The sequence below is a fragment of the Pseudoalteromonas sp. SaAl2 genome, assembly GCF_052947895.1.
In genome coordinates this window covers 3,700,094-3,721,138 of record NZ_CM129605.1, presented here as the reverse complement: position 1 = coordinate 3,721,138, position 21,045 = coordinate 3,700,094, and the positions used below count along the sequence as shown (strand labels likewise).

The window sequence follows — 21,045 nt, the reverse complement described above, 5'->3', positions numbered from 1 at the left end:
CACTATTAATGATCACTTAGCTTGTTGCTCAAGCTTTACTAATTGCTGCTCTTTCTCATGCCATAAACGGTTTAACTCTGATTGAAAGCCAACTCTAAACTCAGAATCCCCGGTGTAATCGCCTATTAACTCTTGGCTTACAGGTAACACTTCAACGTGCACGTTGATGTTTTTAACCCGGCCACTGGCAAAATCGACAAACGTAGGTATGCCATCGGGGTAATGAATTGTCACATTCACTACTTTAGAAATTTGCTCTCCCATCGCTTGCATTACAAAAGCAATACCGCCCGCTTTTGGTTTTAATAAATGCGGGAATGGGCTATTTTGGCGTTGATGCTTAGCTTGAGTAAACCGCGTGCCTTCAACAAAATTAACAATACTCACTGGCATTTCTTTAAACTTTTCACACGCTTTACGGGTTGTTTCTAAGTCTTTACCGCGCAGTTTAGGATTCTTTTTTAAGCTGGCTTTTACTGGTGCGGGTCATGAATGGGAAGTCTAAAGCCCACCAAGCTAAGCCAAGAATCGGCACATAGATGAGCTCTTTTTCAAAAAGAAATTTAAAAACGGAATTTTACGATTTAATAAGCGCTGTAAAACTAAAATGTCGACCCAGCTTTGGTGATTAGCAATAATCAAATACCAATCTTTGAGTTGAACTTGCTCAAGGCCCGTTACATTTAGCTGATAAGGTGTAAATATATTTTGATTTAATGAGTTGCAGCTCACCCACATAGAGGCGCACTTTTTAGCCGCCCAACTCATCGCTTTTTGCAATGGTTTAATTGGCAGTAATTTAATTAAGCCAAAAAGAAAGATTGGTATAAACCAAATTACCGTATTTAAGGTGTAAAAGAAAATACTAAACACACAGCGAATCATCGACATTACTACTTAATTCCTTTCATCAAATTTAATCTTCAAAATACGTGTAACCAGCAAGTCCTGCATTTAGCTCTACTAAATACTGTGCTTTTTCGCTATCACTGATACTTAATTTTGCGACAGTTGCTGCAAAGTTCTCGGCTAAAATTTCGCTATCATAGTCTACAAACTTTAATACATCCTTAACGCTATCACCCTTTATCGCATTTGTTAGTTGATAGCCTTGTTCGTTCAACTCAACATGCACCGAATCAGTGTCACCAAATAAGTTATGTAAATCACCTAAGATCTCTTGGTATGCGCCCACCATAAACATGGCAACATGGTATTGCTGCCCCGGAACATATTGCGGTATTGGTAAACTTGTTTCAATTCCAGCTCCTTCAACGTATTCGCGAATTTGCCCGTCTGAGTCACAGGTTATATCTTGGATAATGGCGCGTTGCGTTAATGGTTTATCTAAATTCTCAATTGGCATTACTGGGAATAGCTGCTGAATACCCCATACATCTGGTAACGACTGAAACAGTGAAAAGTTAACGAATAGCTTATCGGCAAGTTTTTCATTTAAGTCATCAAGTACTTCACGGTGAGCCCGAGCGTTACTTAATGATGCCCGAACACGATGTAGAATTGTAAAGTACAGCTGCTCTATTTTAGCCCACTCTAACATGCTTACTAAACCATGCACGTACTGATCATGCGCTTCACTAAATAAGTGCATCGCATCGTGATAAATTTCAAGCGCCATACGCGGATTCAAACGCTGTAAACATTGCCACATTTCATCAAGCACTAATACACTGTTAGGTTCAGGTGCGCTTGGGTTCAGATGATTTGGCGCTTGTTCAACGTCAATAACATCGGTAATTAATACCGCATGATGCGCTGTAAGCGCTCGACCTGACTCTGTAATAATGGCCGGATGTGGTAAATCATGCTGTTCACACACCTCCGCGAACGCATTCACAACATTGCGAGCGTACTCATCTACTGTGTAGTTCATTGAACAGGCACTGCGTGAACCTGAACCTTCATAATCAACGCCGAGTCCACCGCCCACATCGACGGTATTTAATGGCACACCTAATTGGGTTAACTCAGCAAAATGGCGCGAACATTCGCGTAAAGCTCGGTGAATATCACGAATATTGGCAATTTGTGAGCCGATATGAAAATGCACCATTTGCATTAAATGCAATTTATTATGTTGTTTAAGTACCTCAACCGCATTAAGCACCTGCCCCGCAGTTAAACCAAATTTGCCTTTTTCACCGCCGGTATTTTGCCATTTACCCTTACCCACAGAATTTAAGCGAATACGAATACCAATAGCTGGCTCAATGCCTAAATCATCAATTTCAGCTAGCAAGGTGGTCGGTTCTGATAGCTTTTCAACAACCACTTTAACCTTGTGGCCCATCGCTTGACCAATACAGGCTAGGCGTAAGAATTCGCTATCTTTATACCCATTACACACAATAGTGATAGGTGATGTTGCCACTCCTAAAATAGCCATAAGCTCTGGTTTTGAGCCAGCTTCAAGACCTACTAAACCACTTGGGTGAGCTAACAGTTTACTCACGACTGAACGCTGCTGGTTTACTTTTATTGGGTAAACACAGGTGTAGTGACCATGATAGTCGCGCGCATCTCGGGCTTTGCCAAACGCACTGGTGAGAGTATCAACTCGGTTTTGCAAAATATCAGTAAAGCGCACTAACACAGGCAGTGTTAGACCTTGTTTTTTAAACTGCTCAGTTAAATCAGTTAATGAAATAGCAGCTTTGCTTTGGTCACCATCAGGATAAGCCACCAGCTCGCCTTGGCTATTAATATCAAAGTAACCATCACTCCAATGAGCAACGTTATAGGTAGCGCGTGCTGTGTCTAAACCCCAAGTCATGGCAAATTCTTCTTAATTCTTAAGTTGGCAATTACGTGTTTAATCATGCATTTTAATACGTCATAACTCGCTAAGCTAACAAAAATTAACCTTTAAGCCAAAGCTAGGATAAAATATTCGCTATACTGATAAAATTTCATTGAGCAAAACGCCAACCACTGGCAGAATTGCCCCTTTTTCATACTCAACTAAAAAGTGTAGCTAGCGACATGGCAAATTTAGATCAAAGCAAATGGTTTACCGAAATAAGCGAACGTGACGGCAGTGCGTTTTCTCTACGCATTAATAAAAAATTAGACGAAAAACAGTCTCCTTTTCAAAAAGTAGAAATGTTCGAAACCACAGATTTTGGTAACTTAATGATTATTGATGGTTGCACTATGGTAAGTAGTCGCGAGAACTTCTTTTACCATGAAATGATCAGTCACCCTGCACTATTAGCTCACCCGAATCCTAAGAATGTCGTGATCATTGGCGGTGGTGACTGCGGTACTTTACGCGAAGTACTAAAACACCCAAGTGTTGAGGCAGTAACACAAATAGATATTGATGAAGTCGTTACGCAAATGTCGCTAAAATACTTCCCAGAGTTATGTGAAGCAAATCAAGACCCACGTGCAACGGTGATGTTTGATGACGGTATTAAATATATGCGTGAACTACCAAGTGATTCTATCGATATAGTGATTGTTGATGGTACTGATCCAGTTGGCCCAGGTGAAGGCTTGTTCAACCATGCTTTTTACACGAGCTGCTTAAACGCCCTTCGCCCTGGCGGTATTATGGTACAACAAAGTGAATCTCCACTAATGCACATGCCGCTACTAGTCGAAATGCGCGATGCCATGACTGAAGTAGGCTTTAAGGATTTGCAAACCCTGCCTTTCCCACAACCAATTTACCCAAGCGGTTTATGGTCAGTGACGCTAGCACGTAAAGATGAAGTATTTGCAGGCTTTAGAGAAGATGCTGCTAGTGAGCTTGCTCAAAGTACTGAATACTATAACAGTGGTATTCACCACGGCGCATTAGCTACACCTAATTTTATGAAGCGTGCCTTTGATAAAAAATAAGGTGTTTTAAAAAGTAAGGGGCTCCAAGAATCCCTTGCTTTTTTCATGCTGGTCTAAAAACGCCATTGAGCATTTAGGCTAATTTGTTGCTGGGAAACTTTTTCTGCTATGTCCATAGCGGCACGATTATCTACTTGGCTATGTAATGCAGACCCTTCAATACCTAACTGCCATTGTGGTGAAAGCTGATAACGCCAAGTTGCTGTAACCCCTTCGCCATGACTAGCATTTGGATCAAATGCCCAATCGTCTTTATCTGTTACTTCAAAGTAGTCATAACGAATAGATAGCCTATGAGATGCCATTTTATGGCTCAATAAAACAAAGTGGCTATAAAAACGGTTATCTACACCTCGTGTATCTCCCATCGCCGTACTACCAGACATAACCTGAGTAATTAAACGTGTTTTAGCATTGAATTTATATAACCATGCAGCGCTTGCAAAACGTGTATCCCACGCGTATTGCCCAGTACTGTAATTTACAGCAGCTGGGTCACCATTATTATCATAGTAATAGAATCGAAATTGCGACTTTTTTAAATAATCCCAATGTACACCAGCATAATAACCAAAGCGGCCATCAATCTCTTCAAACGGCAAAACCTGATTAGCTTGAAATTGCAGTTGAGGCGTATCAAGCGATGCAACAGCGGCAAATGCCACTTCTTCGTTCAGTGTTGTTTGGCGGTCATGCATCGCAAAACCACGCCAAGCTAAAAGCGTACCTGCGGGGTCATTACCTTTAAATGTAGCACCAACAAAGGCAAAGCTATGCTTACTATTAAAACTGCGACCAGGGCGTTTAATTGTTGCTTCTACGCCCAAAGTACGCACTTCCTCGCCAATCCATGAGTTTATCGCAGAATTCGTGTAATTGTAGGGAGATATCCAGCCCATATCAGGGTTTTCTAGTGACAATAAGGGATAAAAACCACCAGCGCGAACATGCCATTTATATTTGCTACTAGTCAGAGGTTTATACTGCAAATACACTTGACTGAACCCAAGCGTTGGTTCAGGGTCTTGATAGGCATTAATCACCCCATGCGCAGACCAACCACTTGTTATATCGGCTCTAAAATCGATTAACCCTTGCGTAAGTACAATACCGTCGGTATCAGTGTCGTAGCGATAAAGCCCTACACCACCTTCTTGCCAAGTAGCGTAGGAATCGCCTTTTATTGCACCTACTTGCAATAAACCTTTTACTTGCGCAGTGGCATTTGACACAACAGCCAGAAGGGCAAAACCTAATACGACTCTAATATTCATCAAATTCATCTACACCAATTGCAATACGCGGAGTTACTTTTTGTTTTAATTGATAGTTGAAATCTGTATCACTAACTGTAACGGTTTGCGACTCTGTTGAGCTAATATCGCCAAATCCTTCGTGCCATACACTAAGTGTGTATTCACCTGGCGGTACATCAAAAGAAAACTGGCCTTGCTCGTTTGTTATGCCATAAAATGGGCTATCAACAACCACTATATAACCAAGCATCCAATCGTGGATATTACAGCCAAGCTCAACAACCCCAGCTTGATCAAAGGTGATCGGCACTTGCGGTTGTTCACGATAAAGCTTTAATTCAAACGCCTTGCTTTTAGAAAACGAATAAACGTGATGCATAATCGAATCTAAATTAGGAAATTCGACCTCGGCATTTTGCTCAACCACCAACACATGCGGAGTAAACTGGCGATCCTTTTGCGACATGGTAAATGACTGATTAGTGCGAGCCTTATTCTCTGAGGCTTGTAACGGGGTTAACCACGCCACCACATTTGCTACAGTTTGCTGATCTAAATCAGAAATTGTCACGGTGACGGCATAGCTTTTAACTGAAATAAAAGCTAAAAGTACAAAGGTGATGAATTTCATATTGGCTATTCTAATTATTTTGCATACCAGTATAGACCTGTTTTATAGATACTTTATTACTTATTTTAAAAAATTATTGAATTGAATACGTATGTAGCTACCTCGTAAATTCCCCCCCGTGCGTTTTATGCTAACTAACTGAACTCTGGATAACTTACCCAGTTAGACATAAAGGACACACAATGCGATTACCTTTACTACTACTAGCGCTTTTATCAAGCAGTGGCTTCGCTAAAGAAGCAACTGTTGAATCACCAAACAAAAAAATCAAAATAACCATATCAGATCAAAATACCACGCCTCATTATTCAATCAGCTTTAACAATAAAAATGTTATTGAAAACTCATCCCTAGGATTTGAGTTTAAGCAGCAAGCAGCATTTGATGAAGGTTTCACAATCACTAACATTGCGAGTGAACAGGTACATGACCAATGGCAGCAACCATGGGGTGAGCGTCAAACGGTTGTTGATCAACATAATGAAGTTGCAGTTACTTTTAGTAAACCAACCCCTCATGGTGGTACGTACACAGTGCGTTTCAGAGCATTTGATAGTGGTGTAGGTTTTCGTTACGAAGTACCTAAACAAGCTGGCTTTGAAAACATTGAAATAACCAAAGAACTCACAGAATTTGCAGTTGCCGCTGCGGATAAAGCCACAGCCTGGTGGATCCCCGCGCGAGGCTGGAATCGCTACGAATATGTTTACAACACCACACCATTACAAGATGCAGCCCTTGTGCACACCCCTTTCACATTTAAAAATGCTGACGGTGTGCATATCAGTATTCACGAAGCAGCACTAGTTGATTACGCCGGTATGGTACTCAACCAGCGCCGCCCAGGTACATTACAAGCTGATTTAACACCTTGGTCTGACGGCATCGCAGTTAAAAAATACGGTGCATTTAATACCCCATGGCGTACGGTACAAATTGGCGAACAAGCCATTGATTTGATTAATTCAGATATAATTTTAAACCTAAATGAGCCAAACAAATTAGGCGATGTATCTTGGGTCAAACCAGGTAAATATGTGGGTATTTGGTGGGGTATGCATATCAATGAAACCACCTGGGGCAGCGGTGAAAAACACGGCGCTACCACAGCAAACACTAAGTACTATATGGATTTTGCAGCTAAATACGGCTTTGATGGGGTACTCGTTGAAGGCTGGAATATTGGTTGGGACGGTGATTGGTTCTTCAATGGCGATGTATTTAGCTTTACCAAACCTTATGATGATTTTGATATCGCCGAACTGACTCGTTACAGTAAACAAAAAGGTGTGCAGTTTATAGGCCATCACGAAACCTCAGGTAACGTTACAAACTACCGTAATCAAATGGAAGATGCTTACGCGCTGTATGAAAAATCTAACGTTAACCAAGTAAAGACAGGCTACGTCGCAGATGGCGGTAACATAAAACGCATTGACGAAAATGGTATTGTTCGAAAAGAATGGCATGACGGTCAATTTATGGTTAACGAATACCTACACAGTATAAAGCTGGCCGCTAAACATAAACTCAGTATTAATACCCATGAGCCAATTAAAGACACCGGCCTGCGCCGAACTTACCCAAACTGGATTGCTCGTGAAGGTGCTCGCGGCCAAGAGTTTAATGCATGGGGCACGCCACCTAACCCACCAGAACATATTCCGATGCTTGCCTTCACTCGTATGTTAGCGGGCCCTATGGATTTTACCCCGGGCATATTTGATATGGGTTTTAATGGTTTAGGCGCTGATACTAACCGTCCGCAAACAACCCTAGCTAAACAACTGGCTTTGTATGTAGTGATGTATAGCCCTATTCAAATGGCTGCTGACTTACCCCGTAATTACTTAGCAAAACCGGATGCGTTTAAATTTATTCAAGACGTGCCGACTGATTGGCAACAAAGTATCGCATTGGCAGGTGAAGTTGGCGACTACGTAGTGTTTGCACGTAAAGAGCGCAAACGCGACAACTATTCTGGTAATGACTGGTACTTAGGCGCAGTCACCGATGAGCAAGCTCGTACAATAGATATTAAGCTCGACTTTTTAGAGCCTGGCAAAGTATTCGAAGCACATATATACCGCGATGGCGATAAGGCAGAGTGGAAAAACAACCCTTACGATATCAAGATTGAACAACGTATTGTGACAGCAAAGATACATTATCGCTAAAGCTAGCGACGAGTGGTGGCACAGCCATTAGGTTTAAAGCATTGCAATAACAAACTTAAATAATCTGTGAGCGTGAGCATTACCATTACTCACGCTTACTCATTTCATAGTTAATACTAAGTTAATAGTTATTCCTTATTAAAACCGAGCGACAACACCACAATTATTAATCCCCCTCTAATAAAGCACTCAACTTGATTAACCTAAATACTGAATAACTCGCTATTAGCTATTTGCTGCAATGTCGTGTAATAGATTTAATACCTGTAGTGACCTACTTTGAACTAATAAAAATGATTAGCTCAATTAGCAACTGTAGGAACATAATAATGAAACGTTTTCAGCCAGTTAAAACCGCCGCAGTGGTATTGCTCTGCTTAAGCTCGTTCACCACTTATGCAACGGGAAAATCTGCGGCTCAATATGCTACACAAGCAAACTGCAGTGCTCAAGCACAGTGGTTTAAGTCTCCAGTTAAACCACCAAAAGAAGGCAAAGACAGTCCGTTTGCATGGGTAAATGGACAAGATCAATCTACCAACTGTAATTTTCATCAGTGGTCTTGGCAAAAGTTTCTGTATTTAACTCAAATAGATAAAAACACCAATCAACTAGTCATGTTTGGTGGTGATTACATACAAGTAAATAACGAAATGATGCCTTACCTTGAGCCCTGGAATGATTTACTCAACCCAGCAGGCCTAAAATTAAGCGCTCAGTTAATTTTAGAAGATACTACTCAAGCAGGTAGTAGCCATGGCAAACTCTTTACAAAATATGGTGATCAACCAGCTTATTATTCAATACATATAAACCGTGAATTTATCAAGTCAGCAGCTAAAACGCCTATCACTAGCAGTGATCAATTTGCTGTTGGCTCGGTTGAATTAAAGGTTGCTTGGCTAGAAGTCGATCAATTACGCCCCCTTTATTCTGAGCAAGAAATAGATGAGCAGTTTTATACACACCAAGCATTGATCAAAGCCGATAATAAAACCATACGTAGCAGCAAAGTTGCATTAATTGGCATGCATGTTGTTGGCGTGGTAGAAAATCACCCAGAATTTATTTGGGCCACTTTTGAGCATCAAGCGTCAACACCAGATTATTATGGCTCAACGAGTGCGTTTAAAAAGGTCGATACCGATTACGATGCAAATAAAGTGGTAAGCGATAGTGATAATTTTATTTTCTATCGAAAAAACACCACCGCAGGAGATGCTCACCTGAGCTATCCTTCAGCTGAAAGCACCACCAATACATTTAGACTTTACCAATTTGGCGTACCTAACGGCGCCCCCTATATCCACCTTGCAACAGCAGCTCAGCAAAGCCAAGATGCGGAGAACTTCAATAATATTCAGCAACTAAACCATAGTGTTTATAAAGGGCTAGCTGCGCAGGATAGCCATTGGCAGCATTATTTTTATGCCGGTAGTGTTTGGTTAAGTACTCAGGATTATCAGTTTAGTAACGGCATTAGCGGCAATATTGTCCCACCTAACGCTAACGACAAGTTACGTGGTTCACTTGCACTGGCCAATATAACGCTAGAAACCTACACCCAAACCTATGGCGATCCAAATCAAACCACTAACTATTCAACCAATAATTGCTTTGCGTGTCACGGTATCAGTGCAGGTAAGTCAACCATGGCCGTTAGCCATATTTTTAATAACTTTGAAAAATTAGTCAGTAGCAATCAACAGCTCAATGTGCAAACAAAAAAACCGTGATCAACGAACGGAAATAGGTTTTCAGCTCAAACTATCGAGAGCCCCTAAATTGTATAAGGAATAAAGTGATGACTAAAAAAACAACAAAGAATGAAAACGCCTCTATAACTGCTAACAATGTACCGTGTTGGTCAAATGATAAAGATGTTGAATTGGCTTGCCAACGATTAACCGAAATGTTTGTCGGCCTAGGGCAAATACCCACTATTGACAAAGGACAAAACCCGGCTCAACGGGCAGTATTTAGGAAGCAACATGGTATTGCATATGGTAAATTGGAAATTAACTCAGACATTGCTCAACAGTTTAAAGTTGGTATTTTTGCAGGCAAAGAATATGAATGTGCTGTGCGCTTTTCAAGTGACACCCAGCCAGCTTCGCCAGATTTACACAGTACATTGGGACTGGCAATAAAGCTATTTAAAGTGGAAGGCCCTAAGTTGATTGGTGAAGGTGAAACTGCTGATTTTATTTTTCAAAACATGAATCGTTTTTTCACCAAAAATGCGCAACAAATGTGCCAATTTACAACAGCAGGCGTAATTGACAAAAACTATGATGCCTACTTAAATAATCCTGAAAACAAACAAACAGCTGATATTCTTGAGGCAATGCAAAAAGTAGAAGCCAGTTGTTTAAGCGCAAAATATTGGGCTATATTACCTTTCAAGTTAGGCGATAAGCAAATTGTAAAATATCGCTTAGTCCCAGAGGATAGTGAGCTTGGGGCACCTAGTGTAGATAACAACTATCTTGCCCTAGATTTACAGCGTCGTTTACGTCAAAGCTCAGCCACATTTCGGTTTGAAGTGCAGCTAAGAAGTAATCCCAAAACAATGCCTTTAGATGATGCTCAGGCGCTATGGAGTACAAAGGAAAGCCCCTATATATGTATCGCACGACTGCATTTAGCTCAGCAGAATATTACTGCTATAGGACAAGCTGAGTTAGGAAGTAATCTTTCTTTTAACATTTGGCGCACATTAGCCGCTCACGAACCTTTAGGTAGTATCGCACTCGCTCGAAAATCAGCTTATGCAGCCAGCGCTCACGCTCGTCATTGCGCTAATGGTCAACAATTACAAGAACCTAAACAACTGAGCGATTTCAATCCGCAGCAGAATCAAGATACTGATTCCGAATGCATAGTTTACGCAGGTATTTACCCGCCGATTGGAGTCATGCGCGTAGGCAATAGCAAAACAGAATACTTTATCGGCCCACAACAGCCACTGCCAATAGCACACAGCGATGAAAACAGTTATCGAGATAAAACCGGCGCACTAAAACGCCAAGCTGCTGAATTTAGAATATACGGTTTTAATGCCGCAGGGAAAGCCATAAAAGAACTAACCCTCGATAATGCAGACATTACTTGGCATGCTGAATTAGCAAATCAAAAAGCCTCCTGGTACGAGTTTCAAATTGCCTTGGATATCCCAGAAGCCGCGGATGCACCACCATCGTTACTACGTAATAACAATGTAGCTGATCGTAGTAAATTACTAATCAACGGTGGTAAACACTGTTTAAGCCGTAAAAACGTCAAATCTAACCATGAATTTATCGGCCACTTTATGGATCAAGAAGTTTACTTAGGTGAAATGCGCAGCGATCAAAAAGGCCGTTTAGTTATGCTTGGTGGCCACGGTGTTTCACGTAATATTAACGGCGATATTGCTATTACTTTTGCCAATAATGAAGGTTGGTATGATGATACTTCTGATGGCCCTATTACCGCTGAAGTTGAATATCAAGGTGTCGCATTACGAGTTGAACCCGCTTGGGTAATTTGTGCGCCACCAGATTATGCTCCAATGCAAAAATCAGTGCGAACAATGTGGGATTTAATGCGTGACGTTGCTGTGGATGCCGGCATGTTAGCAAGACCACAGCGCCCATCATTTTGTAATGACATTCAACCCATCTTTAACAGAATGACTGACTTGCAATGGGTTAATGATGGTTTCGCAGGTGCATTTGGTTGGGGTGGGCAATTTAATTACACCAGCGAAGAGTGGCTAACAAAGCTCAGCGACCCCTCGCCTGCTTATCAAGAGTTACGTCGCACTTTGAGCAACAACTTTCGTAGGTTTGATGTGCCTGGTGCTCAAGCCCCACAACTATGGCCTTGGCTGTACGGTGATGCTATAAGCATTCCTCCAACAGGTTCTGTACGTCAGCATGCAACCTTATCTAATTTACAATTGAGCTTTTTAGATCAATGGGTTAAAGGTGACTTTATAAATGATTTTACACCAAAGTCGCACTGCCCTGCACACGCGAACGTGCCAACTATTGACGATTACCCTGTGTCCGAACAACCAGAATTATTAACCCGCGGTGCGATGGAGTTTTGCCTTGCCGACGCATTTCATCCTGGCTGTGAAATGACTTGGCCAATGCGCACCGCAGGTATGTATATGTCGCCATTTCGATTAAAGCATGCCACAGCTGATTTACAAAGTGATCGATATTATTATGGCCCCGTCATGAACAGTGATGTTTATACCTTAGCGCAAGGGCCTTTATTTGGTGGTCAAGTTGCAGGAGGTATTACCCGCTGGATGGCTGTTCCTTGGCAAACAGATACCGCGAGTTGTAGAGATGGTTATAGTTCTGAGTATGATCCATTTTTACCAACATTTTGGCCTGCTCGAGTGCCAAATCAAATTATGAGCCAGTTCCGTTATCAACAAGTGCTTGATACCTCATTATCTGACAGTACTCGTCAACAGGCTTTCGCTTATCGAACTGACTGGCTTGATGATTTACCTTTACATGGCAATCCCGCCACTTATACAAACCAAATCAATAGTATGATAGATAACTTTGCTGAACTTGCTATTGTCCAGCCTCATATCGGCGTAATAGGAAATACACAATTTCCCAGCGCGATGCAGGTTGGTATATTGCCGCACAACCAGCAAAGTGAAGGGTTAGTCAACTTGGCTAGTAAAGCTATGCATCATACTAAAGCAAGCCTCAGCGCTGAACACTCCTCACATCGCAGACAAACGAACTTAGGCGTGACTGAAAAAGCGAACCGCTTCCATCGTATCAAGGGGCGCTAAAAATATGCCATTGCACGAGCATATTCAGCGTCAAGCAGATGTTGTGATCATAGGGGCTGGTGTCGCTGGATGTATAGCAGCACTCGCTTTATGTGATACGTATCATGTTATATTAATTGATAAAGTAACAGCGCCAGAAGAACGCGTTGGCGAATGTTTAGCCCCTGCCGCTAGGCGTATTTTACAGCAATTGGGTTTACTCGCTGAGTTTGAAAGTCAACTGACCAGTAACTCAAGTGCCGCAAACCATTTGCACAATGTTGGTATGAAAATAAGCTGGGGCCAAGAAGCAATCCATATTGCTGACAATTTAAATAACCCTGACGGAAGTGGTTGGCGGTTAGATAGGCAAGCTTTTGAGGTCTTTTTACGCGCACAAGCACAACGGCGTGGCGTAACGTGTATTTGGCCAGCTAAACTCAATAATAGCCATTACAACAACCGGATGTGGCAAATCTCTTTAGCTACAGCTGATACACAACCAAATATCAATATTGCAGCACAATTTGTGATTGATGCATCAGGGCGCCAAGCACATTTCGCTAAAAAGTACACTACACGTATACAAACGGATCGGCTGATTTCTTGCTGGGCCACCATGCCTGATATTGCCCAAAACAAACTTGGTAGTATTTGTGCAACTAACAATGGCTGGTGGTATAGCGCCCCTCTGCCAAGACAGCGGCGTGTCATTGCATTTCAGACAGACTCTGATTTAATTACTAAGGGGCTACACAGAAATGTACAGTTATTTATTAAGCATGCGCAATGCCAGCAGCAGCTCGCCTCATTATTGGTTGGTAATGAAAGTGCACTAAATTTAAAGGGAATTGTTAGTGCCAACTCAACTCGTTTAAAGATCTTTAGCGGACAACAATGGGCTGCACTAGGTGATGCAGCCATCAGCTTCGATCCATTATCATCGCAAGGAATTTTTAATGCGATGGCTAGCGCAATGCAGCTAGCAAAATTAATTAACGAATCGCAGATTATTAAATTTATTGGTAACGATACTCAACAGTTTTTCAACAAAACACATCAGCGACAAATTGAGCTAATCTGGCAACAATACTTATATCACCAACACTACTTCTATAGCCAAGAACAGCGCTGGTCAAACCACGTATTTTGGTGTCGGCGTCAATTACAAGATGAATTCCTACATAGCTAGCTTTGCTTTAATAACAAATAAATTTGCGCACTCAAGCCGCCTTCTGGCCGGTTTACTAATTTTACTTTTCCGTCGTGCATATCAATAATTCGTTTGATAATAGCTAAACCAAGCCCACTGCCTTCACTGCCTCGGGCTGCATCACCTTGTTTAAAGGGCTCAAAGACTGTTTCCAGCTCACTTTCTGGAATACCCGGGCCCTGATCATTAACCATTACAATGGCATATTTTTTATCAGGGCTTAACGCGGTTTCAACCTCTATATCATCATTAGAGTAACGAATGGCATTCTCAATCATATTGGTTACTACGCGCTTAATTGCCACCATACTTAAAGGTACGCTATCGAGGTTTGGATTTTCAATAAAGCGAATATTACGCTGATGCTTTTGTTCAGAATGCACCACTTCAGAGACAATCGCATTTAAGTCTTCGAATGCTAGCTCTTCACGTTTATGATGCCGTAAATATTCAATAAATTGGTCGATAATGGCATTCATATCTTCGATATCGTAAATAATACCTTCACGCAGATAATCTTCTTCCGCCGACATCATTTCAGTGGCTAAGCGAATGCGTGTAAGTGGTGTACGTAAATCATGTGATACTCCGGCCATCAGTAAACGTCGGTCATTTTCAAGTGCAGCAATACCTCGCGACATCTGGTTAAACGCTCGTGTTACCTCTATGACTTCAGTTGAGCCATGCTCTTCCAGTTTAGTAGAAAAGTCCCCAACGCCAACTTTTACAGCCGCTTGCTGCAATGCTTTTAATGGCCGATTTAAATGACGGGCAAACAACCAGCCACCTAAAACGCTCAAGAAGCCAATGCTCGATAAATAGAAGGTTAAAAACTCTAAGTTGTTATCTTTAAATCCTGTGAGGGGTACTTTTACCCAAAAACCCGGCGCTTGTGGGGCTTCAACCCAGTATATTAATGGGCCTATTTGGCTAATACGCACACGGGCAGAGCCATTTAATTGCTCCGACATGCTGCGCGATAACATAGGGTACTCACGTGTCTGCCCAAGCCCTTGAGACATAGCTTGGCGTTGGGTCATTACTTCAATGCCGGTAATTTCGAAAAACTTAGCTGATACTTCATCACTAATTTCAACACCATCTTCCCAATCAATAAACACGGTTTTCACTTGTTTCGCGAGGATGAGATTTACTTGCTCAATTGTAGGCTTAACCACGTAAAGGCTAACAGTAATGTATGAAACAACTTGGTTGATCAGCAATAATGCTGCCACCAAAAACACTGTTTGGCCAAATGCACTTTTGGGAAACATACTCATAAACGGTTATTTTTCACCGTCAGGAACAAAAACATAACCGAGACCCCACACGGTTTGTATATAACGAGGGTTGGCAGCATCATCCTCAATCATACGACGCAGACGCGATACTTGCACGTCGATGCTACGCTCTAGTGCACTGTAATCACGGCCACGGGCTAAATTCATTAACTTATCGCGGCTAAGCGGTTCCGGGGGTGAGTCACTAACGACTTTAACACCGCAAATTCCCCACTGGTCAATGACATGGTTTTATCACCTTGGGTCATTTCTCGCGTAGCGAGATTCAACGAAAACTCACCAAATGTGATCTCGTTTTCCTCTGCTGCGGGCGCACCTGGTACTTCCTTAGAGCGGCGGCGTAAAATAGCTTTAATACGCGCCAGTAATTCACGCGGGTTAAATGGTTTAGGGATATAATCATCTGCACCGAGCTCTAAACCAATGATGCGGTCAACTTCATCACCTTTCGCGGTCAGCATAACAATGGGGATTTCGTTTTCTTTTTGGCGTAAACGCTGGCAAATAGATAAGCCATCTTCACCTGGCAGCATTAAGTCGAGCACCATTAAGTGAAAGTTTTCACGCTCTAATAACCTATCCATTTGTTCAGAGTTTGCAGCGCTGCGTACAATAAACCCCTGCTCAACCAAGTAACGTTCTAATAAGCTGCGCAATCGCATATCATCATCGACGACTAGTACTTTTGTGGTTTCGTGTCCCATAACATTCATTCTTGTTGTTTTTGACTTGTTAATGGTTAATATAAATGAAAACTAAGCTAATAAAAAATGAATTGATTGATTAGATTGTTACACAACATTTCAAACATGCTAACTGGCGTAAAATCCACTCGACAAGATAAGTGGTTTTTTATACCTTGCCACGGCATTCAACAACAGAGTAAACAACAACAGTGAAAACGAATCTAATTACCCGCGAAGGGTATTTACAACTACAACAAGAGCACGACCACCTTTGGAATGTGAAGCGCCCTGAAGTTACTAAAATTGTTAGTTGGGCAGCTAGTTTAGGAGATCGATCTGAGAATGCTGATTACCAATACAATAAACGATTGCTTAGACAAATAGACCGCCGCGTACGTTATTTGCGTAAACGCATGCCTGATTTACAAATCATTGATTATTCACCGCAACAAGCAGGTAAAGTGTTTTTTGGGGCATGGGTAGAAGTCGAAAATGAACAAGGCGAAATACTCAAGTTTAGAATTGTCGGCCCCGATGAAATCTATGATCGTAAAGATTACATCTCGATTGACTCACCGATGGCGCGAGCACTACTTAAAAAGCAAGTAGATGACGAATTTTATGTCACAACCCCACAAGGGAAAAAAGAATGGTACGTCAATAGTATTGAGTACCCAGGAGCAAAGTAAACAAGCAAGTACTTAGCGAACTTTAAGCTAGAATAATTCAGATAAGGTTAATTATTGATTGTCTAAAGTGTATTAGTAGACTATAAATAGTGTTACTCAAGTAAAGCATTTTGCACTTGAGGTGGTAATTGGAAGGTCGTTTTATGTCAAACTTAATGCATCGCATAGTTAATAATGCCGTGTTATTTACACTCTTAATGAGTGTGAGTTTGACCGTATTTGCCCATGACTTTGATAATTCAACTGAGCTTTCTACCCCAACCGCCCATTATATTGCTTGTGATATTCCCGACCAAGCTAGCCTTGACGTTGACATAGATACTCATGCCAACGCACTTTATTTTGGGGCGTTTCAACCACTCCCTGAAGCCACAATTTCACATTATGTGATACCACAATTAGCCTCACTTTTTAATCGTGCTTCAGTACGAGGGCCACCTACTTACTTTATTTAATTCATTGCTTTAAAAAATATTAAATTTAATAAGAATGGTGACTACTATGGCTAATTTCAAAGAATTACGTACTCAAGATGTATCAAAAGGCGTGTTATCTCATGTGTATAGTGACACTCAGCCGCTAATTGATCTAACTTCTCCGGCTTTAAAAATGGTAAATAACTTTACCCAAAAAGATCCACTGCGCGCTCATTACGACATCAGTATCATAGAGGCTCTACAAAAAACCAGCAGCCAGCATACTGACTTCATTTTAGTAATCGACGATAGCGAAAAGCTTATTGGTATTGTATCAAGTGCAGATTTGCAAAGCTCAAAAATCATGGTGTTAGCACAACGTTTAAATGTAAACCGTGCTGATATTAGTTTACGCCATGTAATGACTCCGCTAACGCAATTAACTGGCGTCAGTATGCAAAGCTTAAGCTATGCCTGTATTGGTGATGCCTTACAAACCATGGAGCATCATGGCACTATGTTTTTGTTAGTCACGACCGCTGATAACGAAATATGCGGCTTATTATCAGCACGTGAAATTACTAAAACATTGCAAATTCCACTGCATATTAGCCCAATTGCCCATACTTTTAGTGAAGTATTGGAGCATGTTGAACATCCCCATTAATATCTCTTTCCCCGCGTTGTGTCAGTGATTTTAACAAGGCCTTAAAAGCTCAGCTTTTAAGGCCTTTCCATTGCTTAGTACTGTGATATTATTCAGTTAGTCTTACTGTGCCAGTAAAGTAATACTGGCTTTATTTTTCGTTTGAAAAGGTTTATGCATGAGCACACTCTCTGCACGTTTAGCCACTGAGCTAAATGCTCAACAGCAACAAGTTGTTGCTGCAACTAAATTACTTGATGAAGGGGCAACCGTTCCCTTTATTGCTCGCTACCGTAAAGAAGTAACCGGTGGTTTAGATGACACCCAATTACGCTTATTAGAGCAGCGCTTATCTTACTTACGTGAATTAGAAGAACGTAGAACATTTATTTTAGCCACGATAAAAGCGCAAAATAAACTCACCACAGCCCTTGAAGCAGATATAAATAATGCAGCGAGCAAAACAGAGCTTGAAGACTTATATCTCCCTTATAAAGCAAAGCGCCGTACTAAAGGTCAAATAGCGATTGAAGCAGGCATCGAGCCACTAGCTGATGCGCTGTTTAAAGACCCAACCCTTGATCCTGAGCAGCAAGCAAGCCAGTTTATAAACAGTGATGCTGGCTTTGCCGATAATAAAGCGGTGCTTGATGGGGCTAAGTTTATTCTGATGGAACGCTTTGCTGAAGATGCTAAATTATTAGCAAAATTCCGCAGTCACATCAGCCAACATGGTCAGATAGAGGCAAGTATCATTAAAGGCCAAGAGCAAGCGGGGGCAAAATACCGAGATTACTTTGAGCATCAAGAGCCACTGAAAAAAATACCATCTCACCGTGCACTGGCTATGCTGCGTGCTCGCAATGAAGGTATTTTACAATTAAGTATTAACCCTGAGCCAAACGCTGAAGATCCATCTATTGTTTGCGCCATTATGATTGCCGATCATTACCGCCTTGATATAAAAAACCAAGCTGCCAGTGCATGGTTAATGACCGTGGTGCAATGGGCATGGAAAATAAAACTTGGCCTACATTTAGAAAACGAATTTTTAGCCGCCATGCGCGAAAAAAGCCGAAACGGGTGCGATTGATGTATTTGCTAAAAATTTAAAAGACTTATTAATGGCGGCACCTGCTGGCGCTCGCACAACACTTGGACTTGATCCAGGCCTGCGTACTGGCTGTAAAATTGCCGTAGTTGATAGCACAGGTAAGTTATTAGCAACACAAACTATCTTCCCACATGCGCCACAAAACCATTGGGATAAATCATTACGCACCCTTGAGCAGCTATGTCGTCAGCATAAAGTTGAGCTAATCGCCATTGGTAACGGTACCGCATCGCGTGAATCAGACAAACTAGTCGCTGAGCTCATCAAAGCAAACACAGAGCTTAAACTCAATAAAATCATGGTCAGCGAAGCGGGGGCATCGGTTTATTCAGCCTCTGAATTTGCCGCCAATGAATTTCCGGATCTAGATGTATCACTACGTGGAGCTGTGTCTATTGCCCGTCGCTTACAAGACCCACTTGCCGAGCTGGTTAAAATTGAGCCCAAATCAATTGGTGTAGGGCAATATCAGCACGATGTATCACAGAGTCAATTAGGGCAAACCCTAACTGCAGTAGTTGAAGATTGTGTAAATACCGTTGGCGTTGATTTAAATATGGCCTCTGTACCGCTGTTAACTCGCGTATCAGGGTTAAATAGAACCTTAGCGCAAAACATCGTTAACTATCGCGATGCTAATGGCTCTTTTGCTAAACGTTCAGAGCTTAAAAAAGTAGAGCGCTTAGGGCCAAAAGCATTTGAACAAGCGGCTGGTTTCTTAAAAATCAGTAACGGTAAAGATCCGCTCGATAACTCATCCGTTCACCCTGAAGCCTACCCTGTTGTTAAGCGTATTTGTGAGCAAAATAACTTAGACGTAAACAGCCTTATCGGTAATTCAGAGTTATTAAATAAGCTTGTTGCAAACGACTACATCGACGGCAAGTTTGGCCTACCAACTGTGACCGATATTATTAGCGAGCTCGATAAACCCGGTCGCGACCCGCGCCCTGAGTTTAAAACAGCTGAATTTAAAGCCGGAGTTGAAAAAATCTCTGACTTAAAACCCGGTATGATTTTAGAAGGTGTAGTGTCGAACGTTGCAAACTTTGGTGCCTTTGTTGATGTTGGTGTACATCAAGATGGCCTAGTGCATATTTCAGCGATCACGAATAAGTTTATTTCTGATCCGCGTGAAGTTGTTAAGGCCGGCGACATTGTTAAAGTAAAGGTAGTGGAAGTCGACGCTGCACGTAAACGTATTAGTTTTACCATGCGTTTAGACGATGATATTGACACTAGCAATAAGCCGGCACCTGCAGCTAAGCAAAAGCCGCAAAATAATGCTCGTGGCAATAATCACCAGCCTCGTGCTGCTAAGCCAAAACGCGACACCGGTAATGCTATGATGGGTAATGCCTTTGCAGACGCCTTCGCCAATGCAAAAGTGAAAAAATAACGCGTAAACACAAACACCACAAAGCCTACTTTGTGGTGTTTGCTATTCTATTATTTAAATTTTCTTTAAAAATAATAACGAAATGCTGCAGCTGCGATATCAGCGTATTCATCAGTGTAACTGTAGGAAGCAGCAAACGTTATTTTATCAGTGACTGCATAATTTATACCCGCTTTTAACAGGAGGTTATTTTCACTTTCAGCATCATGCAAACGTACATAACCAGCTCCTACACCATGTAAACGCTCATAACTAATGCCTGCATTTACTTCAAATTGTTCGGTCAATAAATGTCGAATTTGTGCCGTTACTTCAAAGGAGTCAGCTGTTTCTGATCTTTCAGTGTATCCTTTTGAAACATCAAAAAAATTACCATCAGATTCAAGCCGTTGTACAAATGTTTCCTCAGTTTCAACCTTACTTTTCCCATATTTCAGGGCATAGTCAACAGAAGTTTCTCTTGAAAAAAGTTGAATGTATCCAAAGCCAACATTAAAACGAGTTAAACTCATATCCGTTGTTTCATGGTAAGAACCTGTCATATTAGACCCACCTGGAAGTGGTGTAAATGTAGTTGTGCTAGAATAATCAACACGGCTTTGAGAATACGAGCCTGTAACGTACCAATTTTCAGAAAGTTGTTTGCTAAGATTAATAACGTACCCATCGTAGCCAGAATACATTGGGCTGTCAGGGTCCGTTTTATCATTGCTTTTAATGTCAGTTTTTGTATAGCCTGCTTCAACATAATCGTAGCTTAAAAGTGATATTTGGTTTGCTGCTGCGGTAATTGAGAAAAGTGATAAAGCCCCTGCTAATACTGCATATTTCATTTAATTGTCTTCCATACTAAAATCGCCA

14 protein-coding genes and 3 pseudogenes are annotated in these 21,045 nt (G+C 41.5%); 9 read left to right on the top strand and 8 right to left on the bottom strand.

Annotated features, from left to right (window positions below; genetic code table 11):
- Window positions 1–12 precede the first annotated feature (12 nt).
- A pseudogene (locus ACU8V8_RS17585) lies at window positions 13–891 on the bottom strand (acyltransferase).
- Window positions 892–916: 25 nt separating this feature from the next.
- A complete protein-coding gene (gene speA / locus ACU8V8_RS17580; RefSeq protein ID WP_446888363.1) occupies window positions 917–2,794 on the bottom strand; it encodes a biosynthetic arginine decarboxylase in 1,878 nt (625 codons plus the stop codon).
- A gap of 209 nt (window positions 2,795–3,003) precedes the next feature.
- Here speA and speE point away from each other — a divergent pair, with 209 nt between their 5' ends.
- Window positions 3,004–3,867 (top strand): polyamine aminopropyltransferase, encoded by an 864-nt coding sequence (gene speE / locus ACU8V8_RS17575; RefSeq protein ID WP_446888362.1) that lies wholly within the window; start codon window positions 3,004–3,006, stop codon window positions 3,865–3,867.
- A 53-nt stretch (window positions 3,868–3,920) separates the two neighbouring features.
- Here the strand turns inward: speE and ACU8V8_RS17570 are convergent, their stop codons facing one another.
- Both ACU8V8_RS17570 and ACU8V8_RS17565 read right to left on the bottom strand, forming a co-directional pair.
- On the bottom strand, window positions 3,921–5,141 hold the full coding sequence (locus tag ACU8V8_RS17570; protein WP_254911188.1) for a hypothetical protein: 1,221 nt from the start codon (window positions 5,139–5,141) through the stop codon (window positions 3,921–3,923).
- Window positions 5,131–5,754, bottom strand: coding sequence for a methylamine utilization protein (locus tag ACU8V8_RS17565; RefSeq protein WP_446888361.1), 624 nt, complete (start codon window positions 5,752–5,754; stop codon window positions 5,131–5,133). The genes ACU8V8_RS17570 and ACU8V8_RS17565 overlap by 11 nt, the downstream gene beginning before the upstream one ends.
- Window positions 5,755–5,936: 182 nt before the next feature.
- Here ACU8V8_RS17565 and ACU8V8_RS17560 point away from each other — a divergent pair.
- The 4 genes and pseudogenes from ACU8V8_RS17560 to ACU8V8_RS17545 all read left to right on the top strand — a co-directional run bounded on the left by ACU8V8_RS17560 (window position 5,937) and on the right by ACU8V8_RS17545 (window position 13,912).
- Window positions 5,937–7,981 (top strand): annotated as a pseudogene (locus tag ACU8V8_RS17560) (glycoside hydrolase family 97 protein).
- A 279-nt stretch (window positions 7,982–8,260) separates the two neighbouring features.
- Window positions 8,261–9,667 carry a hypothetical protein gene (locus ACU8V8_RS17555; RefSeq protein ID WP_446888360.1) on the top strand — a complete coding sequence of 469 codons (1,407 nt, stop codon included), beginning with the start codon at window positions 8,261–8,263 and terminating at the stop codon, window positions 9,665–9,667.
- A 68-nt stretch (window positions 9,668–9,735) separates the two neighbouring features.
- Window positions 9,736–12,741, top strand: coding sequence for a LodA/GoxA family CTQ-dependent oxidase (locus ACU8V8_RS17550; protein WP_446888359.1), 3,006 nt, complete (start codon window positions 9,736–9,738; stop codon window positions 12,739–12,741).
- Between the two features lie 4 nt (window positions 12,742–12,745).
- On the top strand, window positions 12,746–13,912 hold the full coding sequence (locus ACU8V8_RS17545; RefSeq protein WP_446888358.1) for an NAD(P)/FAD-dependent oxidoreductase: 1,167 nt from the start codon (window positions 12,746–12,748) through the stop codon (window positions 13,910–13,912).
- On the opposite strand, the gene envZ is transcribed toward ACU8V8_RS17545, so the two are convergent.
- Genes envZ through ACU8V8_RS17530 form a run of 3 tightly spaced genes read right to left on the bottom strand, consistent with a single transcriptional unit; the run spans window position 13,909 to window position 15,938 of the window.
- A complete protein-coding gene (gene envZ, locus ACU8V8_RS17540) occupies window positions 13,909–15,213 on the bottom strand; it encodes a two-component system sensor histidine kinase EnvZ (protein WP_446888357.1) in 1,305 nt (434 codons plus the stop codon). The genes ACU8V8_RS17545 and envZ overlap by 4 nt on opposite strands.
- A gap of 6 nt (window positions 15,214–15,219) precedes the next feature.
- Entirely contained in the window at window positions 15,220–15,381 is a 162-nt protein-coding gene (locus tag ACU8V8_RS17535) for a winged helix-turn-helix domain-containing protein (RefSeq protein WP_446888356.1), read from the bottom strand.
- Window positions 15,381–15,938: a response regulator gene (locus tag ACU8V8_RS17530; RefSeq protein ID WP_446888355.1), complete on the bottom strand. Its 558-nt coding sequence runs from the start codon at window positions 15,936–15,938 to the stop codon at window positions 15,381–15,383. The genes ACU8V8_RS17535 and ACU8V8_RS17530 overlap by 1 nt, the downstream gene beginning before the upstream one ends.
- Before the next feature lie 191 nt (window positions 15,939–16,129).
- On the opposite strand from ACU8V8_RS17530, the gene greB reads away from it, so the two are divergent.
- From greB to ACU8V8_RS17510, 4 genes and pseudogenes are all read left to right on the top strand, one after another.
- Window positions 16,130–16,609, top strand: coding sequence for a transcription elongation factor GreB (gene greB / locus ACU8V8_RS17525; protein WP_446888354.1), 480 nt, complete (start codon window positions 16,130–16,132; stop codon window positions 16,607–16,609).
- 143 nt (window positions 16,610–16,752) lie between these two features.
- Window positions 16,753–17,064 carry a hypothetical protein gene (locus tag ACU8V8_RS17520; RefSeq protein WP_446888353.1) on the top strand — a complete coding sequence of 104 codons (312 nt, stop codon included), beginning with the start codon at window positions 16,753–16,755 and terminating at the stop codon, window positions 17,062–17,064.
- A 46-nt stretch (window positions 17,065–17,110) separates the two neighbouring features.
- The gene (locus tag ACU8V8_RS17515) at window positions 17,111–17,692 is read left to right on the top strand and encodes a CBS domain-containing protein (RefSeq protein WP_446888352.1); all 582 of its coding nucleotides are present in this window, start codon (window positions 17,111–17,113) and stop codon (window positions 17,690–17,692) included.
- Between the two features lie 157 nt (window positions 17,693–17,849).
- Window positions 17,850–20,184, top strand: a pseudogene (locus ACU8V8_RS17510) (Tex family protein).
- Window positions 20,185–20,249: 65 nt separating this feature from the next.
- Here ACU8V8_RS17510 and ACU8V8_RS17505 read toward each other — a convergent pair.
- Window positions 20,250–21,017, bottom strand: coding sequence for an outer membrane beta-barrel protein (locus tag ACU8V8_RS17505; protein WP_446888351.1), 768 nt, complete (start codon window positions 21,015–21,017; stop codon window positions 20,250–20,252).
- Between the last annotated feature and the right edge of the window lie 28 nt (window positions 21,018–21,045).

Coding starts and splice junctions, on each gene's coding strand:
- speA (WP_446888363.1), bottom strand. CDS start 2,794: ATGACTTGGGGTTTAGACACAGCACGCGCTACCTATAACGTTGCTCAT.
- ACU8V8_RS17505 (WP_446888351.1), bottom strand. CDS start 21,017: ATGAAATATGCAGTATTAGCAGGGGCTTTATCACTTTTCTCAATTACC.
- ACU8V8_RS17555 (WP_446888360.1), top strand. CDS start 8,261: ATGAAACGTTTTCAGCCAGTTAAAACCGCCGCAGTGGTATTGCTCTGC.
- envZ (WP_446888357.1), bottom strand. CDS start 15,213: ATGAGTATGTTTCCCAAAAGTGCATTTGGCCAAACAGTGTTTTTGGTG.
- ACU8V8_RS17535 (WP_446888356.1), bottom strand. CDS start 15,381: ATGAATTTAGCCCGTGGCCGTGATTACAGTGCACTAGAGCGTAGCATC.
- ACU8V8_RS17530 (WP_446888355.1), bottom strand. CDS start 15,938: ATGGGACACGAAACCACAAAAGTACTAGTCGTCGATGATGATATGCGA.
- ACU8V8_RS17515 (WP_446888352.1), top strand. CDS start 17,111: ATGGCTAATTTCAAAGAATTACGTACTCAAGATGTATCAAAAGGCGTG.
- ACU8V8_RS17565 (WP_446888361.1), bottom strand. CDS start 5,754: ATGAAATTCATCACCTTTGTACTTTTAGCTTTTATTTCAGTTAAAAGC.
- speE (WP_446888362.1), top strand. CDS start 3,004: ATGGCAAATTTAGATCAAAGCAAATGGTTTACCGAAATAAGCGAACGT.
- ACU8V8_RS17520 (WP_446888353.1), top strand. CDS start 16,753: ATGTCAAACTTAATGCATCGCATAGTTAATAATGCCGTGTTATTTACA.
- ACU8V8_RS17545 (WP_446888358.1), top strand. CDS start 12,746: ATGCCATTGCACGAGCATATTCAGCGTCAAGCAGATGTTGTGATCATA.
- ACU8V8_RS17550 (WP_446888359.1), top strand. CDS start 9,736: ATGACTAAAAAAACAACAAAGAATGAAAACGCCTCTATAACTGCTAAC.
- ACU8V8_RS17570 (WP_254911188.1), bottom strand. CDS start 5,141: ATGAATATTAGAGTCGTATTAGGTTTTGCCCTTCTGGCTGTTGTGTCA.